Here is an 18,985-nt window from a genome sequence, read left to right as displayed (position 1 = left end):
TAAGCACTTATATTTCTAAGCACATATATGTCCAAGTACTTAGAATAAGTAGATATTTATGTACGAACTATCTAGACTTTACTGGTCGCCGACAGGCAGATAGTCAATATCCGTACGTGTTGCCATGCGCAACCATGCACTACGCGAGCGTGGATTTTGACTGGTTTCAGCTTTGCTCGGACCCACACGCTTAGGCTTGCTAAAGTAACGTGGACGATTGGGCGGCATCGGTAGCTTTTCGTCTTCTGGATACTGTCCTTTGCTATGGCGCTGCAAAAACTGCTTAATACGGCGATCTTCTAGCGAGTGAAAGCTAATAACCGCAAGCTGTCCACCGGATTTCAAAATTGGGATACTTTGTTCTAAAAAGGCATCGACATCGCCAAGCTCATTATTAATAAAAATGCGCATGGCCTGAAAGCTCTGAGTTGCTGGATGCTTGCCGCGCTGCCAATTAGGATGCGCAACTTTGATCACTTCTGCCAACTCAAGCGTGGACTCATAACTATCCATCTGCTTGATCGCACGTGCAATACGGCGGCTATGACGCTCTTCGCCAAAGTCATAAAGCACATTAGCCAAGGTTTCATCATCAACTTTCATCAGCCATTCAGCGACCGACTGCCCACGGCTGGTGTCCATGCGCATATCAACTGCACCATCACGCATGAAGCTAAAGCCACGACTGCCATCATCAATCTGCGGTGAGGAAATACCCAAATCCGCCATCAAGCCGTCAACTTCAGTGATGCCCATGGCTTCTAGACTGTCCGTCAATGTCGCAAAGCTGTCATGAACCACTTTCACGCGGCTATCTGTACTTGCCAACTCTTGAGCCACACTAATGGCTGTCGGATCTTTATCAAAAACAATCAACTGCGCGTCATCGGCAAGCTGACTTAATAGTAGTCGACTATGTCCACCACGCCCAAAGGTCGCATCAACGTAAATACCGCTTATCTGCAAGCCATTCTGGTCGAGGCTGTTTTGATCATCATTGCCTGTTTGCTTCGGCAAAGATTTGACACCCAAGACGGCGGCGACTGTTTCTGGTAGAAGCACGGCATCATGAACAAAACTTAATTCGTCAGAGTGGGTATCGTCAGCAGTTTCAGGATGATTTACGTTAGATAGTGGCTTATTTTCTGGCTTATTATTTAATAGTGACACAAACGACTCAGTAGATGGCGACCATATTGGCCAGTAATAGTAAAAAATCAGATGAAAATAAACAAGTTATGCCTTGCTTAGCATTATTATCGCAAGGATATATCTGTAGTCAAGCGCTAGAAGGGCTTTTCATTAAAAATATCCTATCTCTCTGTTATACTAGCGCTATATTTTACGCTATTTTTCTACTTTGACGACTATTGTTTCATCCGTATTTTTTATTCAAATATTTCATGCATATTTGTCATTGCGATTTTTTATTACCCTCTTTCACTGCTAAATTCATTAACAAACGTATTTTGAGATTCCTATGACCCAAACATCGACCCAAGCACCAACGCGCCCTGTCCGTACTCGTATCGCGCCTTCACCGACTGGCTTTCCTCACGTAGGAACAGCTTATATCGCACTATTTAACTTGGCCTTTGCTAAAGCGCATGGCGGCGAATTTATCTTACGTATCGAAGACACTGACCAAACGCGCTCAACCGAGCAATCAGAACAAATGATTTTAGACGCACTACGTTGGGTCGGTCTAGACTGGAGCGAGGGTCCAGATATCGGTGGCCCACACGCCCCTTATCGTCAAAGTGAACGTAGCGATATTTATACCAAACACGCCGAGATGCTAATAGAAAAAGACCATGCGTTTCGCTGTTTTTGTACGAGCGAAGAGCTAGATACCATGCGTGCTGAGCAAATGGCTAATGGCGAGACGCCACGTTACGATGGTCGCTGTGCTCACCTTGCACCAGAAACCACTGAGCAATTGGTAAGCGAGGGCAAACCGCATGTGATTCGTATGCGTGTGCCTACCGAAGGCATCTGCCAAGTTCATGACATGCTGCGTGGTACGGTTGAGATTCCTTGGACCCAAGTCGACATGCAAGTGCTGCTAAAAACAGACGGCATGCCAACATACCATTTAGCCAATGTCGTCGATGACCATTTAATGGACATCAGTCATGTGATGCGCGGTGAGGAATGGTTGAACTCTGCGCCTAAGCATCAGTTGCTTTATGAATATTTTGGTTGGGAGATGCCAGTACTTTGCCACATGCCATTACTGCGTAACCCAGACAAATCAAAACTGTCTAAGCGTAAAAACCCAACCTCTATCACCTACTATCGTGATGCGGGTGTACTACCTGAAACGTTGCTCAACTATCTCGGTCGTATGGGCTACTCGATGCCAAATGATGCTGAGCAGTTTACCTTAGAAGAAATGATTGCCAGCTTTGACATTCAGCGTGTGTCACTTGGCGGCCCTATCTTCGACATCGAAAAACTCAACTGGCTAAACGCAGAGTGGCTACGCGCCCTAACCCCTGAAGAGCTAAAAAATAAAATCCTCGAATGGGCAAGCAATAGCGACAAATTAACGGCTATCGCAGCCGCCATTCAACCACGTATCGAACTATTGTCTGATGCGGTAAATTGGAGTGGTTTCTACTTCCAGAACCTACCTGACATCACTGCGGATAGCTTTACACATAAGTCACTCACACCTGAGCAAATCATCGAGATGCTACAGCTGTCATTATGGCAGTTAGAAGTCTTGCCAACTTGGTCGGAAGAAAACATCTACGCCACGCTAAAAGGTCTTGCCGCTCACCTCGATATTAAGATGCGTGATTTTATGGCGCCATTCTTTATCGCTATCGCTGGTAGCACGTCATCGACGCCAGTCATGAACTCTATGGCGATTATCGGTGCTGACATGACGCTAACACGCTTGCGTCATGCGGTTGATGTATTGGGTGGCCTCGGTAAAAAGAAACTTAAAAAGCTTGAGAAACAAGCGGCAGAATTGCCAGACTTTTTGGCTGCTGTTGAATAAAGTCGTTAAAAAACTTATTCTTGACAAGCTACTTCAAATTTAGGCCCATAAGGGAAATCCTTTAAAAAGAACTTTCAATACTTCATTTAGATAGGACGCGAGTTTTGCAATAGCAAGGCTCGCGTTTTTATTTTAAGACTTGAATAAAGTTTATATTTAGAACAGTATAAAGTTTTTTGCCTAATCTTTCGATAGTGAGCGGTATTGAGTTACACTCAAGCGAAAATGACGTCCCAAAGTCGATAATAATAAGCTAATTCATGAGTCTATCAAATAAATTCTCAGTATCAAGCATTCTCATCATTGTGGTGTTATGCCTTCTGCAAGCTGGTTGTCTGCGCAAAGAAAGAGTAGACCCATGGAGCGAAGGTGAGCTGGTTACTTGGATGTTCAACGAGAATTTTATTGTCAAACTTGAACTAGGGCAAAGACGAGAGCACGTACCTCCTACTAAACTTTCCTATAATCCAGAAAATGAGATGTATCTTGGACAATTCCCTCTTGATTATCAGCCAAAAAAGTATGCGCTGTTAACCGAGTCAGAAGCAAAGCGAATACCTTTTAAACCAAGAGACTCATTTGATGGCTTAGAGTTTAGCCTTATGCTAAATGGATCGACTGTCCAACCAACTGATAGAAGCAGTATGATAACGGGTAGCTTAGATCATTTTGATCAGGTAAAAGTCAACATAAAGGAAACTGATCGTGACTCCTCCTATCTGACCACCGAGCAAAACTATTTAAAATATTCACCGCTCGAAAATAGAAAGTATGACCCGACAATGTCGGATAAATACGGCATGCAATGTCATAAACTGGAATATCGCTATCAATGTTTCGGAGAATCTAATAACCCTAAAATATCTGGATTAGTGGTTGATATTTGGGATTCTGAACCTAAAGTGAGCGTCAGCTACTCTGAGCTTATTTATGGAGGAATTGAGTTATCATGGTATGTGCATAAGGATAATCTGCACCAATGGAAGGAAATAGACGCTAATATATGGCGACTATTAGAGACTTGGAATGTCTCACCTGTTACTAAAATCCAGCATCTTATAGATAATCCAAGAGAGGATTTGTCAAAGACTGATACACCAAAAGCCAAAACTGGTGAAATTTTTACGCTCGAAGTCACACCAGAATTGATTGTTAGTGTTAAAAAGGATGAAACCAACCCTTACAATCGAAAGTCGTCGGGGAATTTTTTGGGTCAATTTCCAATCGAATTCATACCTTCTAAGCCAGCTAAGAGCGACATTAAAGAGGTTAGAACTCCGACCTTGAATGACTCGCTTAAGTTTGTCCTCTTTCGTAATGGTCTCAAAGACCACTATATACGGTCAGGACCTTCACCCAATCGTGTAATGGTTAATGTAACAGACAGTGCAGGCATAACTAACCCTGTTTTTTTGTCAGCAAGAGCAAAAATCAATCATTTATTGAAACACGCTATTATCATAACAGACACGAAATTCGTTAAAAATAATTTGGAATGCTATCCGAAGGAACATGGGGATTTATCTTGTGTTGGTCAGCCAAAAGACCCAATTTTATCTGAAGTATATTTGACTGCTGACCCTATTCATGATGGTGAATTATTTATTATACGCAGTCGTTCAAGTTCTAATAGATATAGCGGTATCATTGTAGAATGGTCTACTGTAACTGACTCTTATGAGGACTGGGAAGAGATAGAAGAAGCTATTTGGCATTTGCTTGATGAGATCAATGTAGCGCCTTTAGATAAGATTGAAGACAGTAGTAATCAAAACCCCACTATATTATTGGATAACAAGTAAACTGATTCAAAAATAACTAAAACCCACTGAAGACTGCCTCCTCTTTACGTTAGTATCAGCATTTAAAATTTAACTGGAATAAACATGGCCGTTAAAACCGTCACGATAGAAAGCAAAGATTATGTCTTTAACACCCTCAAAGAAGCACAGAAATATTATGATGCCATCGTAAAAGAGCTTTATGATGCAAAGCTTACCCTTACCAAGGGTCAAGACTTTGAAGATTTGAAATGGATATATACCACTTACTGTGGTTATACCAATCATAATCTAGACAAATTAAGCCAGTTTGACATCACTGGCTTTAAAAGTATCAGAACCGTCAGAGAAAAAGGCGGTCAATATATCCCTACTGAGTGCTGTGTCATCATTTTTTCTGATGGTAACTCTAATTGTACCGAAGAAGAGTTTTATACAGATAAAGCCATCAAAGAGATCTCTCTTAAGCAAAATCCACGCTAATTTGGCCTTGTTAAGCCATTAAAGTAGGCTAAAACGCTTTTTTTTGCATATTTATGGATTATTTTTAAAATAGTAGTTGACAGGACTGTCGGTCTTGCATAAAATACGCACACTCTTAGCGAGGGGCTATAGCTCAGTTGGTAGAGCACTTGCATGGCATGCAAGGGGTCAACGGTTCGACTCCGTTTAGCTCCACCATACTATTTATTGCAATGCTCAGTACTACTGAAATTTATAATAGATACTCGCTAGTAGGACGATATCAGCACCTAGGCAATGCTTACTTGTAAGCTATCTGATATTGTGAAGTACCGTTGTAACCATTGGTTATAACACTCTATGCGTCCCCATCGTCTAGAGGCCTAGGACACCGCCCTTTCACGGCGGTAACGGGGGTTCGAATCCCCCTGGGGACGCCACTATTCGGCGTCACTTACTAGCACTTTTGCTTAGCATTAGATTAGACTAGTAAGCGAACAATAAAAAAGCCCAGTCATCATACGGTGACTGGGCTTTTTTATGTCTGTTGGTTTTCAAACTTCTCTTAATCCTACTCTAACTATCAAATGGCTATTGGCACTATTGCTAACTGACCAAATGCTCGCTACTATCTATTCTTAAAATACTTTATAAAATACATAAATATTCTATAGCACATGGATTTGTAGAATCATTGAATGGAGGCATTTACTATGTTTGGTATCGAGAATTATCTAGGGTTTATTTTAGCGGCTATTTTATTAAACCTAACTCCTGGCACTGACAGCATATATATTATTACTCGTAGTGTCTCACAGGGACAGACCGCTGGATTTCATTCTGTATTAGGCATTACCTCAGGTATTTTGGTACATACATTATTGGCATCCTTAGGTTTATCGGTATTACTCGCAAGCTCACCAATGGCATTTATGATCGTCAAATATATTGGCGCAGCTTATTTGTGCTATTTGGGTCTAAAGATGCTACTGAGTAAAAACTCAAATTCGATAGCAAACAGCTTAGCTGGTGATAAAAACATTATCAGCAAACATAGCAAAGAAGGTTGGCAGACTTATAAGCAAGGGGTATTAACCAATGTGTTTAATCCAAAGGTCGCGCTATTCTTCTTAGCCTTCCTCCCTCAATTTATCGACTCTAGTTATGCTTATGGCATGCTGTCGTTTTTGATGCTCGGAATCACTTTTGCCGTCACTGGCTTTATCTGGTTTTCTTGTTTGTCACTTTTATCATCTCGTTTTAGCAAAAGCCTGCGCGAAAAGCCGTCTATCGAAACCTTATTAAACAAAATTAGCGGTGTAATATTCTTTGGCTTAGGTATTAAGCTATTGACTGAAAAGGGTTGAGTAGTATCGATAATAGCTTCATATTAATGTAGAGACACCAAACTGTGCCGCTTTCTTCTATATAATTGCTACCTGATTATTACTAGATTTTCATATTAAAATCATGTGCTATGCTATTATTAGCTTATGAAATAATATCTCTATCTTTACTCAGTAATTTTCCATCCGTTAAATCTTATTATAAACCTCAATATTAAGTGACTTATGCAAGGAATAGATTTGTTTTCTGGTGTCGGGGGCATGTCTTTAGGTGCCTCCCAAAGTGGTGTTTCTATCAAATATGCTGTTGAAATAGACAAACATGCTGCTGAAACATTTGATGTAAACCATAAAGGTGTCAAACTTCTAAGAAAAGACATCAAAGAAGTTCATAGTAACGATTTTTCAGGTTTAGATAGGAGGGAGCCTTTAATTGTATTTGGCGGCCCTCCATGTCAAGGTTTTTCAACCTCCAATAGAAAAAATCGTAACTTGAGTAACGAAAATAATTGGCTCTTCGAAGAATACCTAAGGCTCATAGGAGAAATTAAACCTGAATGGATAGTATTTGAGAATGTTAAAGGCATTTTAGATACTGAAAACGGGTATTTCTTTGACAAAATCGTTAGTAGCTTTGAAGACTATGGTTACTGTACCAGTTGGTTTGTCTTAAACTCTGCTGATTACGGTATACCTCAAGTAAGAAACAGACTATTTATTATTGGTTCTCTTAAAGGAATAAAGGTTCCACCTCCTACTCAAAATAGTTTTCAGACTGTCACTGTCAAAGATGCTTTAAGTGATCTACCTATTCTTGAGAATGGGAACACATCGTCTGTTCATATTTATAGTAGTAGACCAAAAAGTGAATATGCTAAAAATTTAAGAGGCGAGCTCTCAGAGTGCACAGGTCATCTAGTAACTAAGAACTCACCTCTCATAGTTGAGAGATATAAACATATCCCTCAGGGTGGAAATTGGGAGTCAATACCAGAAGAACTAATGACCAACTACGCTAACAAGAGTCGATGTCATACGGGTATATACAAGAGATTAGACCCTTTAAAGCCCTCAGTAGTGATTGGAAATTTTCGTAAGAATATGCTCATACATCCCTATCAGGATAGGGGGCTATCTGTTAGAGAAGCGGCAAGATTGCAGTCTTTTCCCGATTCATTTGAATTTAAAGGTTCGATTGGGTTTCAGCAACAGCAAGTAGGGAACGCCGTCCCACCACAATTAGCAAAAATTTTATTTGAAAGTATTATGGAGTTGAATTGATGTCATTGTTACCATTAGAAATGTACTTTAAAAAAGTGTCTCAAAATAATAATAGTTTTCCTAACAGATCAGGAGAATACTTTTCTAAATACTTAAGTATTTTAAGTTATTTAAAAAGTAATGTTTACCCTCAAATAAACGTAGGACTAACTATTAACTCAGATGGAGTTGATAAGAGTCTATATACCGATCATAGTACAGCTCATTTTGACGAAGTAGTAAAATATGCTGGATTTTTATTGGGTTTAGGGATTGATTACGATGAAGAATCGACACAGGTTGTAAATTTAAGTCCTTATGAGATATTCTGTCTTTTAGTGGCAATTCGAATTCATGATGCTGGTAACATCTTAGGTCGAGAAGGTCATAGCAATGCCTGCTTCTTAGTGCTGAAAGATATCTACAGTAGAAATAGTTTTGATCAAACTGAAAATAGAATTATAGCTAAAATAGCTGCTGCTCATGGAGGTGTTACTAATAGCGGTAGCAAAGATACGATAGGAGTTTTAGAAAAGTCTAAAGGTGTGCACGCGATAGCAGTACGTGAACAACTTTTAGCAGGAATATTGAGAATATCTGATGAAATTTGCGAAAATCGAAGTAGATCTTCTAACTATTTAATGTCTTATGACATGATACCTGAAGCGAATAAATTGTACCATTTATATGGCACCTCTATAACCAATAATCAATATGAAAGTAATATACTAATGTTAGAATTCTCTTTAAGAGAAAGCTGGCTCTCTAATAAATATAGAAAAGAGGATGAAGAAAATTTCTTGATTGATTACATCTATAGTCGTTTAGAAAAAATGGATTTAGAGCGTATATACTGTAATCGCTTCACTAAAGAGGTTTGCAGTATAGACTCTATCAAAGTGACTCTATCATTTTTTGATGAGGATGAGTCTCATGAGATTGCTGAACCATTAGCAATTACGCTTGAAGATAAAGGCTATCCTACAAGGGAATCGCCTTTGCTTAAATATAAGGAAGACTATAATGGTGAGGCCATTCAAACAAAGTTAAGAGATAGAGAAAGATGAAGAACTCACGTTTAATTCAAAACAATCCATTTACCGTTTCCACTCCTGAGATACTAACTGCGCAAGATATAGTTGATTTATTTGTACCTTATCCTGAATTTAGCAAACTAGAGAGCTCAGGCCATCAATTTCTTGATGGGCATAGAGGAAGCGGCAAAAGTATGATGCTGAGAATGCTATGTCCTGATTGCCAGTCTATTGTCAAATCTGGAATAGAGAAAATTCAATATTTTGGAGTTTATATTGGAATAAAAAAAACAAACTTAAACAATCCAGAATATAAGCGCATTGAGAAAGAAATTGGTGGAACAATAATTGCTGAAAGCTTATTGACAGTAACTGTATTAATTAGTTTATTTAATAGGCTTTCATGCTATATTAATAGTCAGAAAAACTTCAATAAAGACCTAATAACATCGTTTTTTGATAGTTGTATCAAACCTAATCTAGTGTCTTCAGGTTATGACGAAGAAATTAAGATTAATGATAATTACTCAGCACATGAACAGTTAGTTCAAATAGAAAGTATTTTTAATAAAATTTTTTTAGATACCAATACATATATTAAGAAACGCGCTTTTAGTAAGGAATATCACAACTTCGATGGCATACTACTAAGCTTTCAAGACAATATAATTCCTATTGTCAGCAAGATATTAGAATTTAAAATAATACCAGATGATATTGCATTTTATTTACTATTTGATGATGCTGATAACTTAAGTGACCAACAAACAAGAGTCCTAAATTCTTGGATATCCTATAGGTCGACAAATCTTATTTCATTAAAAGTTTCTACTCAATTAAGGTACAAAACTTACAAAACTGTATCTGATATAAGAATTCAATCTCCTCATGATTTTTATAAAATAGAGTTTACGACTAATCGTACAGGTTCACTTGGAGGAGATTATTCAGTTTTCCTAGAAAAAATAGTCAATAAACGTCTTGCAATAGCTGCAATTCCCACAAAAGCTAAAGACTTTTTCCCTGACGATATGAATCAGGAAGAAAAAATTGCTAAGATTGCACAAGAATTCAGAGATCAATTTGCAGAGAATGGAAAAGGCTATCGAGCAAGTGATCAAGCTTATAGAGAAGCAAGACCACAGTATATAAAACAGTTAGTTGAATCTAGACATGGAAATGATTATAAGTATGCTGGCTTTAGCCAACTTACTCATATCTCATCAGGTATCGTAAGAAGCTTCTTAGAGCCTGCTGCTAATATGTATGCTGAGCAAGCTCTACTAGATAACTTAGTTACTACTATACCTCCAAGCTTGCAAGATAAAATTATAAGAGAAGAAGCAGATAGGCTTTACAAGGATTTGGAAACTTTAGCATATGATGATGAGGAAGAAGCCGATAAAAGCAACTTTATAAAACTTAAAAACTTAATTGATGGTGTTGGTAGAGTTTTTTATTCGCATATTATAGACGATAGTAGTTCACAACGCCGTCTAAATTCGTTTACTGTGAGTGGTGAGCTATCAGAAAACTTAAAAACTATACTTGCTTTAGGCGAATCGCATGGCTATTTTTATACCGATACTAGAGGAGCACGAAGTGGTTTTGGTAGACAAACTCGTTATGTACTTACTAAAAGACTTGCACCTATGTATAAACTAGATCCTAACGGCTATTCGGGTGATAAATCTCTAAGCTCTACAATATTAGAAAAATTAATGCTGGATCCAAAAGCTTATGAAAGTAAGTTAAGAAAAGATGGAGTTATTGCCGTAGATTCAAAGAATATACAACCTTCTCTTTTTATAGGCGATTAAATCATGGAAAATTTTAGTTTACAAAATCTGGCTTCTAAGCTTTCTTCCGAAGACAAAATTTTAATAATTGGATTAGGTTTTGATACTCGATGTTTGAATATAGCTAATGCTCTTAATGATTCAGTTAGTAAAATTATAGGTTTAGTAAACTTACATTCGTTAAATGAAACTGCTAATAATTTAGATAGTTTTAATGAATATAGAAACAGTAAAATTATTGGTAATAAATCTATAAGTAGCATGGGACTACTAGATAGCCTAGATGAGGAGATCAGTGGTATAGCTAATGATCTCCTAGTTGATATAACTTCCATGTCAAGAGAAATGCTACTTTCTTTACTAGCCTATCTAAATGCAAAAAACTTAACTGATAGGACAATTTTCTTAAACAACTGTGCAGAATCTTACGGAGACTGGTTAAGTAAAGGTGTGCTCGAAGTGAGGTCAATATTAGGATACTCAGGAGTCTTATATCCATCTAGAAAGCTTCATTTAGTGATTTTAGCAGGATTCGAAGAAGAAAGAGTAATGAGTATTGTCAGACAGTTTGAACCTAATAAAATAACAATAGGTTATGGCGATGGAAATTCACAGATTAGTAGAGATTTGAAGGAAAAAAATATTGGTAATTTCAGATCAATAAAAAATAGTTTATTAGATAGACTGGGATACAGTGAATTGGACATTAGTGAGTTTGACTTTTCTTCTACTGACCCTTCTTTGGTTAAATTAACTTTGGAAGAAGTATTAGAAAACAATTTTAATGAGTACAATATAATTATCTCTCCCCTCAATACTAAAATATCTTCATTAGGTGTGGGACTTTATGCCTTAGAACATAATGAAGTACAAATTTGCTACGCTGAAGCTGAAATATACAACTATCCAAATTATGCAAGTCCTAGTGATATTGTACAAGGCTTTTCTATTTGATCTGTAGATGTATTTTCTCAGATAATAAAAAAGCCCAATCCCCTACTTTGACGGGGATTGGGCTTTTTATCATACGAAGTTTAATTAACCCTTATGCAGCATTCTTACTCTCAGCAGCCAGCTGACGTAGTACATAGTGCAATACACCGCCATGACGCACGTATTCACGCTCTTTTGGCGTTTGTAGCATGACATTAACATCAAAGCTTTCAGTTGAGTCATCAGCACGTGTGGCCGTGACTGTCGCTGTTTTGCTTTCACCATTATCTAAACCAGTGATGCTAAGCACTTCAGAACCGTCTAGGTTATAGGTCGCTGCATTTTCACCTTCTTTAAAGGTCAATGGCAACACACCCATACCGACTAGGTTTGAACGGTGAATACGCTCAAATGAGCTGGTCAATACTGCTTTTACACCGAGTAAAATCGTACCTTTGGCAGCCCAATCACGACTAGAGCCAGAGCCATATTCCGCACCACCTAATACCACGAGTGGGCGCTTGTCTTCTTTATACTTCATCGCCGCATCATAGATAGCCATTTCTTCGCCATCTTGGAGAGTGGCTTTATCACCATTAAAGTAATAGGTATAGCCGCCCTCTTTGCCAGCCATCATCGTATTTTTGATACGGATATTGGCAAAGGTACCACGAGTCATAACCGCATCATTACCACGGCGTGAGCCATAGCTGTTGAAATCGGCTTGTAGCACGCCACGCTCTTGCAGATACTTGCCTGCAGGCGAGTCTGGGTCGATATTACCCGCTGGTGAGATGTGATCAGTAGTGATTGAATCACCGAACAGACCTAAGATACGTGCGCCTTCGATATCAGGGATACCTTCTGGCTCCATGGTCATCCCATCAAAGAACGGTGGGTTTTTGATATACGTTGACCCTTCATCCCATGGATACAATTGGCTATCTGCAGAACTGATCGCGTTCCATGCTTTGCTACCTGCAAACACTTCACCGTAATTTTTGCGGAACATATCAGCATCGATATTATTAGCAATCAGCTCGTTAATCTCTTCTGACGTTGGCCAGATGTCTTTTAAGAACACATCATTACCATCTTGGTCCTGACCCAGCGGATGCGTGGTCATATCAATATCGACCGTGCCTGCCAACGCATAAGCAACGACCAACGGTGGTGACGCTAAATAACTGGCTTTGACGTGTGAGTGAATACGACCTTCAAAGTTACGGTTACCTGATAACACAGCAGCAGCGACTAGGTCGTTTTCTTCGATACCTTTTTCAATACTTTCAAGCAATGGCCCTGAGTTACCGATACACGTGGTGCAACCATAACCTACTAGATAGAAGCCTGTTTTTTCTAGCTCATCCATCAGCTTGGTTTTTTCTAGGTAATCAGTCACCACTTTTGAACCAGGTGCTAATGATGTTTTGACCCATGGCTTGGCTTTCAGACCTTTGGCTGCTGCTTTTTTGGCGACTAAACCTGCACCAATCATAACGGCAGGGTTTGAGGTATTGGTACAAGAGGTAATGGCGGCAATTACGACTGAGCCATCACGTAGCTTATGATCTTTCTCATCGATACTAACGGTAGAGAAGACGCCATTTGCAGGCTGATAGCCATCATCTTGATCATCGTTCATTTTTGGCTGAGCTGCTAAATGTTCAGCTTGTTCTTGCTCACCGCCTTCTTGGTCAAAGCGTATTTTACCATCGACTTCTGACTTGCGATCTTTGGTCATTTTTTCTAACGTTTCGCCAAACTTCTCATGCATATCAGACAGATTGATACGTTGCTGTGGCAAATTAGGACCAGCAAGTGCTGGCTGTACTGAAGACAAATCTAACTCCAGCTTGCTTGAATAAGTTGCAGCTGGAGTATCAGCATCGTGCCATAATCCTTGCGCCTTGGCATACTTTTCGACCAACTCAATTTGCGCTTCATCGCGACCAGATAGGCGCAGATAATCAATCGCCATTTGGTCAATTGGGAAGATACCACAAGTCGCACCATACTCTGGTGACATATTGGCAATCGTTGCACGATCAGCCAGTGGCATACTGTGCAAGCCTTCGCCATAAAATTCGACGAATTTACCGACTACGCCATGTGCACGTAACATCTCTACCACTCGCAATACCAAATCTGTCGCAGTGACACCTTCAGTTAGCTTGCCTTTCAGCTCAAAGCCAACCACTTGTGGAATTAGCATTGATGATGGCTGACCGAGCATGGCTGCTTCTGCTTCGATACCGCCCACGCCCCAACCAAGTACACCAATACCATTAATCATCGTGGTATGGCTATCTGTACCAAATACCGTATCAGGATAAGCTGTCAGCTCACCATCTACATCAGCAGCCATCACAACACGGGCTAGATACTCAAGATTGACCTGATGTACGATACCGGTGGCTGGCGGTACGACGACGAAATTTTCGAAAGCGTTACGCCCCCAGTGTAGGAACTCATAACGCTCATTATTACGCTTAAATTCAATTTTTTCGTTGAGATCTAGCGCGTCTTCACGGCCATAAGCATCCACTTGCACAGAGTGATCGACGACTAGCTCACTAGGGATGAACGGATTGATTTGCTCAGCCTTACCGCCAAGCTCAACGACCGCATCACGCATCGCTGCCAAATCGACAACTGATGGTACACCGGTGAAATCCTGTAGCACCACACGTGCCGGCATAAAAGCGATTTCTTTTGACGCCTCTGCACCTGCATCCCAATTAGCAACGGCTTCGATATGGTTTTTCCCGACTGATTGACCGCCGTCTTCGTTACGTAATAGGTTCTCTAATACGATTTTCATGCAAAATGGCAGCTTACTGATGTTTTCGTAGGTTTTGGTTAGCGCTGGCAAGCTGTAGTAGGTATGTTCCTTGCCATCGACCGCAATCGTGTCTTTTACATCAAAAATATCGCTCATAGTAGCTTCCTTATCGTTGTTATATCCTGAGCATAAGCAGTCTTGCGCTTATGCTGATAACTGGTGGCTAGATAAATCCTTCATCATTGTTTATTAAAGTTAATCGTTATTTGAAATGAGGAGACACAAATCTCAACGAACAAAATGGCTAAATACCTTTTAAATCATTCCTTTATCATTTAACAATAACGTTCTTTTACCATAACAAATATATCAACCTTTGTTAACGTCTAGACGTAGTCAAATCGTGGCACAATCGTAAACGTAATAACGGCTTAGCCACTTATCTACCAATACCTTCAGTCATTTCACACTAATTACTTTTTTGACGGCGACCACTACGAAACACATAGTCATCATCGTAAAAACTCGGATCAGTATTTTCTGACCAAAAATGCGGCACACCCAAAATAGGCAATGGTGCAAGCTGGCGCGGGGTAACATCGTCGTTTGATAATAATGTGTCCATGTATTCAGCAACTTTGTCATTCAAGTAGCTCATACGCTCAGCTAACGATAGGGTAAAGAATTCTTGTGCAACATTGATGACAATGCTGTGAGCGCATAAGGGTTTTCGCGGGTATACCAACTGCTCAAGTAAGGCGTGACCAAAAATATAGACCGCTGCTTGAGCACTCGTATTTGGTTGCGCTGGGTCGTCCCACTTAGGACGCGGTGCTACTAAACTTGCCTGCCAATCAAATCCAATCAACGCGGCACCAATATTTGGATCTGCCGTGACGAGCACTGCGCCATTTTCATCAAATACGGTAATGGTATCGCGCACACGCCCTCTACTCGCATTGATACCCTGCGCAGCTATTTCTAGCATATGATAATAATTGAGCAATGCTTTAGTTTTCGGAAACGTCAGCCAAATACTGCCGTTAAATAAATCGTGCAAATTCTCACGCGTCGGGATATTGCCACTTATACCAATAAATTGCTCATAGGCTTCACCTTCAGGCAGCGCATCCTGTGAGACGAACTTTAGAGTGTGGGCTTTATTATTATGAGTGGGCTTAGTCATTGGTAGCTCTGCTTGCTCATGACTGCTCTGCCCATAACTGCTTTGCTGATTAAATGCATTGTTTAATACATCCGCAATGACATCTATCGGCTGACCCTCATATGCCACAGCATTATTTTGTTCACTTGATGAACTTAGGCCTTGAATAGCAGCGCTGATGATGTTCAGCTGATTTATATGGCACATCCATGGTGCCTGCCAATTAATATCAGCGAAGATTTTATCCAGCATAGGTAGGCTCTCAGATAAAACATCAGCATCAAGGGCAACAGGGGAATCAGTGATAAGCATAGGCGCGTTCTCTGTTAAGCATTTGGCTACGCTATGGTATCATGGTGCGCTTTTTTACTGCTAGATGAGCCGCTCGAAAGGTCTTTTTGAGCGCTATGGATGAATGAGTTTTATGGCAAATTTTAATACCCACCTAAATGTCGCTTTTATGGTCAGCGGCACGATGAGTCTAACGGTGTATAAAGCTGGATTGATTGATGATTCAGGCTTTTTGGTGTGCGTGGCGCTTGGTACTATTGGCGGGTTGTTACCGGACTTAGACTCTGATAATTCCACACCGATTAAGCTTGGTTTTAATATTACCTCGTTTATATTTGCCTTTGGCCTGGTCATGCATTGGCGTAGTGATTTGAGCTTACTTGCCTTGATAGTATTGTGGCTAGCAGGCTACGGTTTTATGCGCTATGTGGTCTTTCATATTTTTACCACCATGACTGTGCATCGCGGCGTGATTCATTCCGTCCCTTATATGGCGATACTTGGACTGGGTTTGACGTGCCTGAGCTACTATGCCGTACAGCTACCACTGACCACAAGTTGGTTTTACGGTTTATTCTTGTTCGGTGGCGCGATGGTACATTTATCACTGGACGAGCTGTATAGTGTCAACTTGTCCAATATGAAAATGAAACGCTCATCGGGTACGGCGATGAAGTTTTATAAACATGACGACAAATGGTGGTATTTATTACTATATACCTTGCTCGCTATACTGGTCTATATGGCACCGCCTTTTGAGGCGTTTTGGGCGCAGCTACGTGACCCAGCACCATGGGCACAGCTCAAAGTCGGCATATTGCCAGAGTTAATAAAAAGCATGCTGCAATAAAAGCACCTCAAAGCCGTAAAATCCAAACGAAAAGTAGAGTAACCCATGCAATCTTACCCAGATACTTGCCCTTGCCAAATCAGTCCAGCATCACAATCTGTCAGCTCAGTACTACTTTATAAAGAGTGCTGCCAGCCTTATCATGATGCTTTTTATAATGACGAAGTAGATGGTATAAAAGCCGAGACAGCCGAACGGCTCATGCGCACGCGCTATAGTGCCTTTGTGTTGATTAAGCCAGAGTATATCGTCAAGACCACGCTACCAGTGCAACAAAACTTGCTTGATATTAATGCGATTGAGAGTTGGGCAACGGAAACGGATTGGGCAGGATTGGAAATCGTAGAGCACACGCCAAAGCTTGGTAAACGTCATGCGCAAGTTGAGTTCAAAGCGTATTTTAATGTGGCTGATAATACTGAAGGTAACTTAGAAAAAACAAGGCAGGCGCATCATGAACTGTCTGCCTTTGTAAAGGTTACAAATAAAGCTAACGATGATGCACGCTGGTACTTCTTAGATCCTACAGTTGCGATGACTATCAGCCAAAAGCAACCGTGCATTTGTGGGTCTGGAGAGAAATTTAAGCGGTGTTGTGGGGGTTATTTGGGTTAGTTATAGCGCTTGATAACGCTCGTATAAACCTTCCATTTGATCTATGTGCTTATCATTAGATAGTAGCTCAATACCATTAATTTTAGCCGTAGCAAAATGAAACACGTCAAACTTTCGCTTTTCTAAATTCTTTGGTATACCTTTGCTATCTGCTTCATATTTGTCTAAACGGTATAGATTGGTCGCCAAATCCGTAACGTCTTTACTGATATCTAGCCATGTAAATTCTTCAACAGCTGCTTTAAATTTATTAAAATCTTCACTCTCATTCTGACCAAATTTTCTTAAAAACTCATATCGCAGCAATGGTGTGATGGCCAGCTCGACATTATCATCATTGACGAGTGCTAATAAATCCATCAGACGCTCAAGAAGATCGACATCATTTTCATCAATATTCTTACCTTCCAAGAGATAAGTCAAAAAGTTTGAGTCCAGTAACTTCGCAATTTCTGTATCCATTATTATTGCGTTCCTTCTTTAAGCTCATTGATCCGTTTTTCTAACAGTTCAGTCAGTATTTTTTTAGCATTTTTTTGCTGCGGAGCGTTGTCACGAGCTAATTTTAGACGATTGATATCAATGTCAAAAGCATCTTTTAGCAGGTCTACAAATGCAGCATTATTTGGATGTTCTATCAGCTCTGTTTTGACAACGCCATCTTCTTTATCACGGTATAACTCATAAGCTTCGCCATGTTGCAACTGACTTAAAACAATAGCGGAATGGGTGGTGATATAAAACGTCGTATTAGGAAATAAACGCTTTAAAGTAGGAATAATAGTCGCTTGCCATTTAGTATGTAGATGACTTTCGATTTCATCAATGAGTACCACGCCTTTAACACGAGCAATATTGGTTTCATTGGTGAAATAACTATAACCTGCGATGATAGATTGCATGATTTTAAGAATTGAAGCAAAGCCACTAGAAAGCTCGGATAATTCAGTTTTTTTATCAGAAACTTTTATAAATACGCGATTATTTCCTGATATTTCAAGGAATTTACTATCAATTCGCTCGTCAACCTTGTTCAATAAATTTAACAACATCGTGATTTCTACTTCACGGTTGTCCTCAATAGCTTGATAAGGATTAGCAGACCGTGCACGTTGGCTGACCCACTTTTCTATATCGACGTTCATATTCAGATTGTTTAGGTTTCTATGCTCAATATGTTGATTAATCATATCGAAGTATTCATTGATACGTTGGCGCTTACTGCCGATTCCGTCATCTGAATGAGATTTAAGATATTCTTTTTCGGTTTTTTGCTTATTGTTTATACCCCCTCTATCTTGAGCACCTAAGAAAACTACTGGTAAATCATGGTAGTAAGTACCGTTGAAGTACTCTTCATGACCATAATTAGAAATGTTGTTAGTTTCTCTGTTGTTAAGATCGCTATTAGTAGAAAAGATATTAAAACCTTGTGGATCGTCGAAAGGGATTACTCTACTTCTAGAAACATATTGCTTGTTATACATTAGCTCTGCTTTAAACAAAGCCTCCAAACACTTAGTTTTTCCAATGCCATTTTCACCAATCAGGCAATACACTCTTTGGTCAGGTTGAAAACTGAGATGTACATCGCCAACACCTACTAGCTGTTTTATTTGAATGTCATTACCTAACATAGCTTCACCTGACTATT

Annotated in this window: 15 protein-coding genes and 2 tRNA genes; 12 read left to right on the top strand and 5 right to left on the bottom strand. The window is 39.7% G+C overall.

Features of this window, described 5'->3' with window-relative positions; translation table 11 throughout:
- Nucleotides 1-78: 78 nt before the first annotated feature.
- On the bottom strand, nt 79-1,170 hold the full coding sequence (gene rsmH, locus JMW61_RS04970; protein ID WP_265090101.1) for a 16S rRNA (cytosine(1402)-N(4))-methyltransferase RsmH: 1,092 nt from the start codon (nt 1,168-1,170) through the stop codon (nt 79-81).
- 310 nt (nt 1,171-1,480) lie between these two features.
- Between rsmH and gltX the strand changes: the two genes are divergently transcribed.
- The 10 genes from gltX (at nt 1,481) to JMW61_RS04920 (ending at nt 11,646) form a co-directional block, all read left to right on the top strand.
- Nucleotides 1,481-3,010, top strand: a complete 1,530-nt coding sequence (gltX, locus tag JMW61_RS04965; RefSeq protein WP_201549823.1) for a glutamate--tRNA ligase — start codon at nt 1,481-1,483, stop codon at nt 3,008-3,010.
- A 260-nt stretch (nt 3,011-3,270) separates the two neighbouring features.
- On the top strand, nt 3,271-4,812 hold the full coding sequence (locus tag JMW61_RS04960; protein ID WP_201549822.1) for a hypothetical protein: 1,542 nt from the start codon (nt 3,271-3,273) through the stop codon (nt 4,810-4,812).
- Nucleotides 4,813-4,896: 84 nt separating this feature from the next.
- Nucleotides 4,897-5,274, top strand: coding sequence for a hypothetical protein (locus tag JMW61_RS04955; RefSeq protein WP_201549821.1), 378 nt, complete (start codon nt 4,897-4,899; stop codon nt 5,272-5,274).
- Nucleotides 5,275-5,396: 122 nt separating this feature from the next.
- Nucleotides 5,397-5,472, top strand: a tRNA-Ala gene (locus JMW61_RS04950).
- A gap of 145 nt (nt 5,473-5,617) precedes the next feature.
- A tRNA-Glu gene (locus JMW61_RS04945) sits at nt 5,618-5,693 on the top strand.
- A gap of 273 nt (nt 5,694-5,966) precedes the next feature.
- Nucleotides 5,967-6,620, top strand: a complete 654-nt coding sequence (locus JMW61_RS04940; protein WP_201550366.1) for a LysE family translocator — start codon at nt 5,967-5,969, stop codon at nt 6,618-6,620.
- 204 nt (nt 6,621-6,824) lie between these two features.
- The gene (locus JMW61_RS04935) at nt 6,825-7,880 is read left to right on the top strand and encodes a DNA cytosine methyltransferase (RefSeq protein WP_201549820.1); all 1,056 of its coding nucleotides are present in this window, start codon (nt 6,825-6,827) and stop codon (nt 7,878-7,880) included.
- Nucleotides 7,880-8,926, top strand: coding sequence for an HD domain-containing protein (locus JMW61_RS04930; RefSeq protein ID WP_201549819.1), 1,047 nt, complete (start codon nt 7,880-7,882; stop codon nt 8,924-8,926). The genes JMW61_RS04935 and JMW61_RS04930 overlap by 1 nt, the downstream gene beginning before the upstream one ends.
- Nucleotides 8,923-10,713, top strand: coding sequence for an ORC-CDC6 family AAA ATPase (locus JMW61_RS04925; RefSeq protein WP_201549818.1), 1,791 nt, complete (start codon nt 8,923-8,925; stop codon nt 10,711-10,713). Before JMW61_RS04930 ends, JMW61_RS04925 begins: the two co-directional genes overlap by 4 nt.
- 3 nt (nt 10,714-10,716) lie before the next feature.
- Nucleotides 10,717-11,646, top strand: coding sequence for a hypothetical protein (locus tag JMW61_RS04920; RefSeq protein ID WP_201549817.1), 930 nt, complete (start codon nt 10,717-10,719; stop codon nt 11,644-11,646).
- Nucleotides 11,647-11,737: 91 nt separating this feature from the next.
- Here JMW61_RS04920 and acnA read toward each other — a convergent pair whose 3' ends face one another.
- Nucleotides 11,738-14,566, bottom strand: coding sequence for an aconitate hydratase AcnA (gene acnA / locus JMW61_RS04915; protein ID WP_201549816.1), 2,829 nt, complete (start codon nt 14,564-14,566; stop codon nt 11,738-11,740).
- Between the two features lie 313 nt (nt 14,567-14,879).
- A complete protein-coding gene (locus JMW61_RS04910) occupies nt 14,880-15,887 on the bottom strand; it encodes a DUF3025 domain-containing protein (protein ID WP_201549815.1) in 1,008 nt (335 codons plus the stop codon).
- Between the two features lie 112 nt (nt 15,888-15,999).
- On the opposite strand from JMW61_RS04910, the gene JMW61_RS04905 reads away from it, so the two are divergent.
- Entirely contained in the window at nt 16,000-16,716 is a 717-nt protein-coding gene (locus JMW61_RS04905) for a metal-dependent hydrolase (RefSeq protein ID WP_201549814.1), read from the top strand.
- Nucleotides 16,717-16,761: 45 nt separating this feature from the next.
- A complete protein-coding gene (locus JMW61_RS04900; RefSeq protein WP_201549813.1) occupies nt 16,762-17,331 on the top strand; it encodes a YchJ family protein in 570 nt (189 codons plus the stop codon).
- On the opposite strand, the gene JMW61_RS04895 is transcribed toward JMW61_RS04900, so the two are convergent.
- Together JMW61_RS04895 and JMW61_RS04890 are read right to left on the bottom strand one after the other, a co-directional pair.
- On the bottom strand, nt 17,332-17,793 hold the full coding sequence (locus tag JMW61_RS04895; RefSeq protein WP_201549812.1) for a type II toxin-antitoxin system VapC family toxin: 462 nt from the start codon (nt 17,791-17,793) through the stop codon (nt 17,332-17,334).
- Between the two features lie 2 nt (nt 17,794-17,795).
- A complete protein-coding gene (locus JMW61_RS04890; protein ID WP_201549811.1) occupies nt 17,796-18,968 on the bottom strand; it encodes an AAA family ATPase in 1,173 nt (390 codons plus the stop codon).
- Between the last annotated feature and the right edge of the window lie 17 nt (nt 18,969-18,985).

This window comes from Psychrobacter fjordensis, from assembly GCF_904845995.1.
GTDB classification, from domain to species: Bacteria; Pseudomonadota; Gammaproteobacteria; order Pseudomonadales; family Moraxellaceae; genus Psychrobacter; species Psychrobacter fjordensis.
This window is presented reverse-complemented; position numbering and strand designations above follow the sequence as displayed.

Bases quoted from the DNA above. Each gene is read 5' to 3' on its own strand.
- gltX (WP_201549823.1), top strand. From the start codon at position 1,481: ATGACCCAAACATCGACCCAAGCACCAACGCGCCCTGTCCGTACTCGT.
- JMW61_RS04960 (WP_201549822.1), top strand. From the start codon at position 3,271: ATGAGTCTATCAAATAAATTCTCAGTATCAAGCATTCTCATCATTGTG.
- JMW61_RS04955 (WP_201549821.1), top strand. From the start codon at position 4,897: ATGGCCGTTAAAACCGTCACGATAGAAAGCAAAGATTATGTCTTTAAC.
- JMW61_RS04940 (WP_201550366.1), top strand. From the start codon at position 5,967: ATGTTTGGTATCGAGAATTATCTAGGGTTTATTTTAGCGGCTATTTTA.
- JMW61_RS04935 (WP_201549820.1), top strand. From the start codon at position 6,825: ATGCAAGGAATAGATTTGTTTTCTGGTGTCGGGGGCATGTCTTTAGGT.
- JMW61_RS04930 (WP_201549819.1), top strand. From the start codon at position 7,880: ATGTCATTGTTACCATTAGAAATGTACTTTAAAAAAGTGTCTCAAAAT.
- JMW61_RS04925 (WP_201549818.1), top strand. From the start codon at position 8,923: ATGAAGAACTCACGTTTAATTCAAAACAATCCATTTACCGTTTCCACT.
- JMW61_RS04920 (WP_201549817.1), top strand. From the start codon at position 10,717: ATGGAAAATTTTAGTTTACAAAATCTGGCTTCTAAGCTTTCTTCCGAA.
- acnA (WP_201549816.1), bottom strand. From the start codon at position 14,566: ATGAGCGATATTTTTGATGTAAAAGACACGATTGCGGTCGATGGCAAG.
- JMW61_RS04910 (WP_201549815.1), bottom strand. From the start codon at position 15,887: ATGCTTATCACTGATTCCCCTGTTGCCCTTGATGCTGATGTTTTATCT.
- JMW61_RS04905 (WP_201549814.1), top strand. From the start codon at position 16,000: ATGGCAAATTTTAATACCCACCTAAATGTCGCTTTTATGGTCAGCGGC.
- JMW61_RS04900 (WP_201549813.1), top strand. From the start codon at position 16,762: ATGCAATCTTACCCAGATACTTGCCCTTGCCAAATCAGTCCAGCATCA.
- JMW61_RS04895 (WP_201549812.1), bottom strand. From the start codon at position 17,793: ATGGATACAGAAATTGCGAAGTTACTGGACTCAAACTTTTTGACTTAT.
- JMW61_RS04890 (WP_201549811.1), bottom strand. From the start codon at position 18,968: ATGTTAGGTAATGACATTCAAATAAAACAGCTAGTAGGTGTTGGCGAT.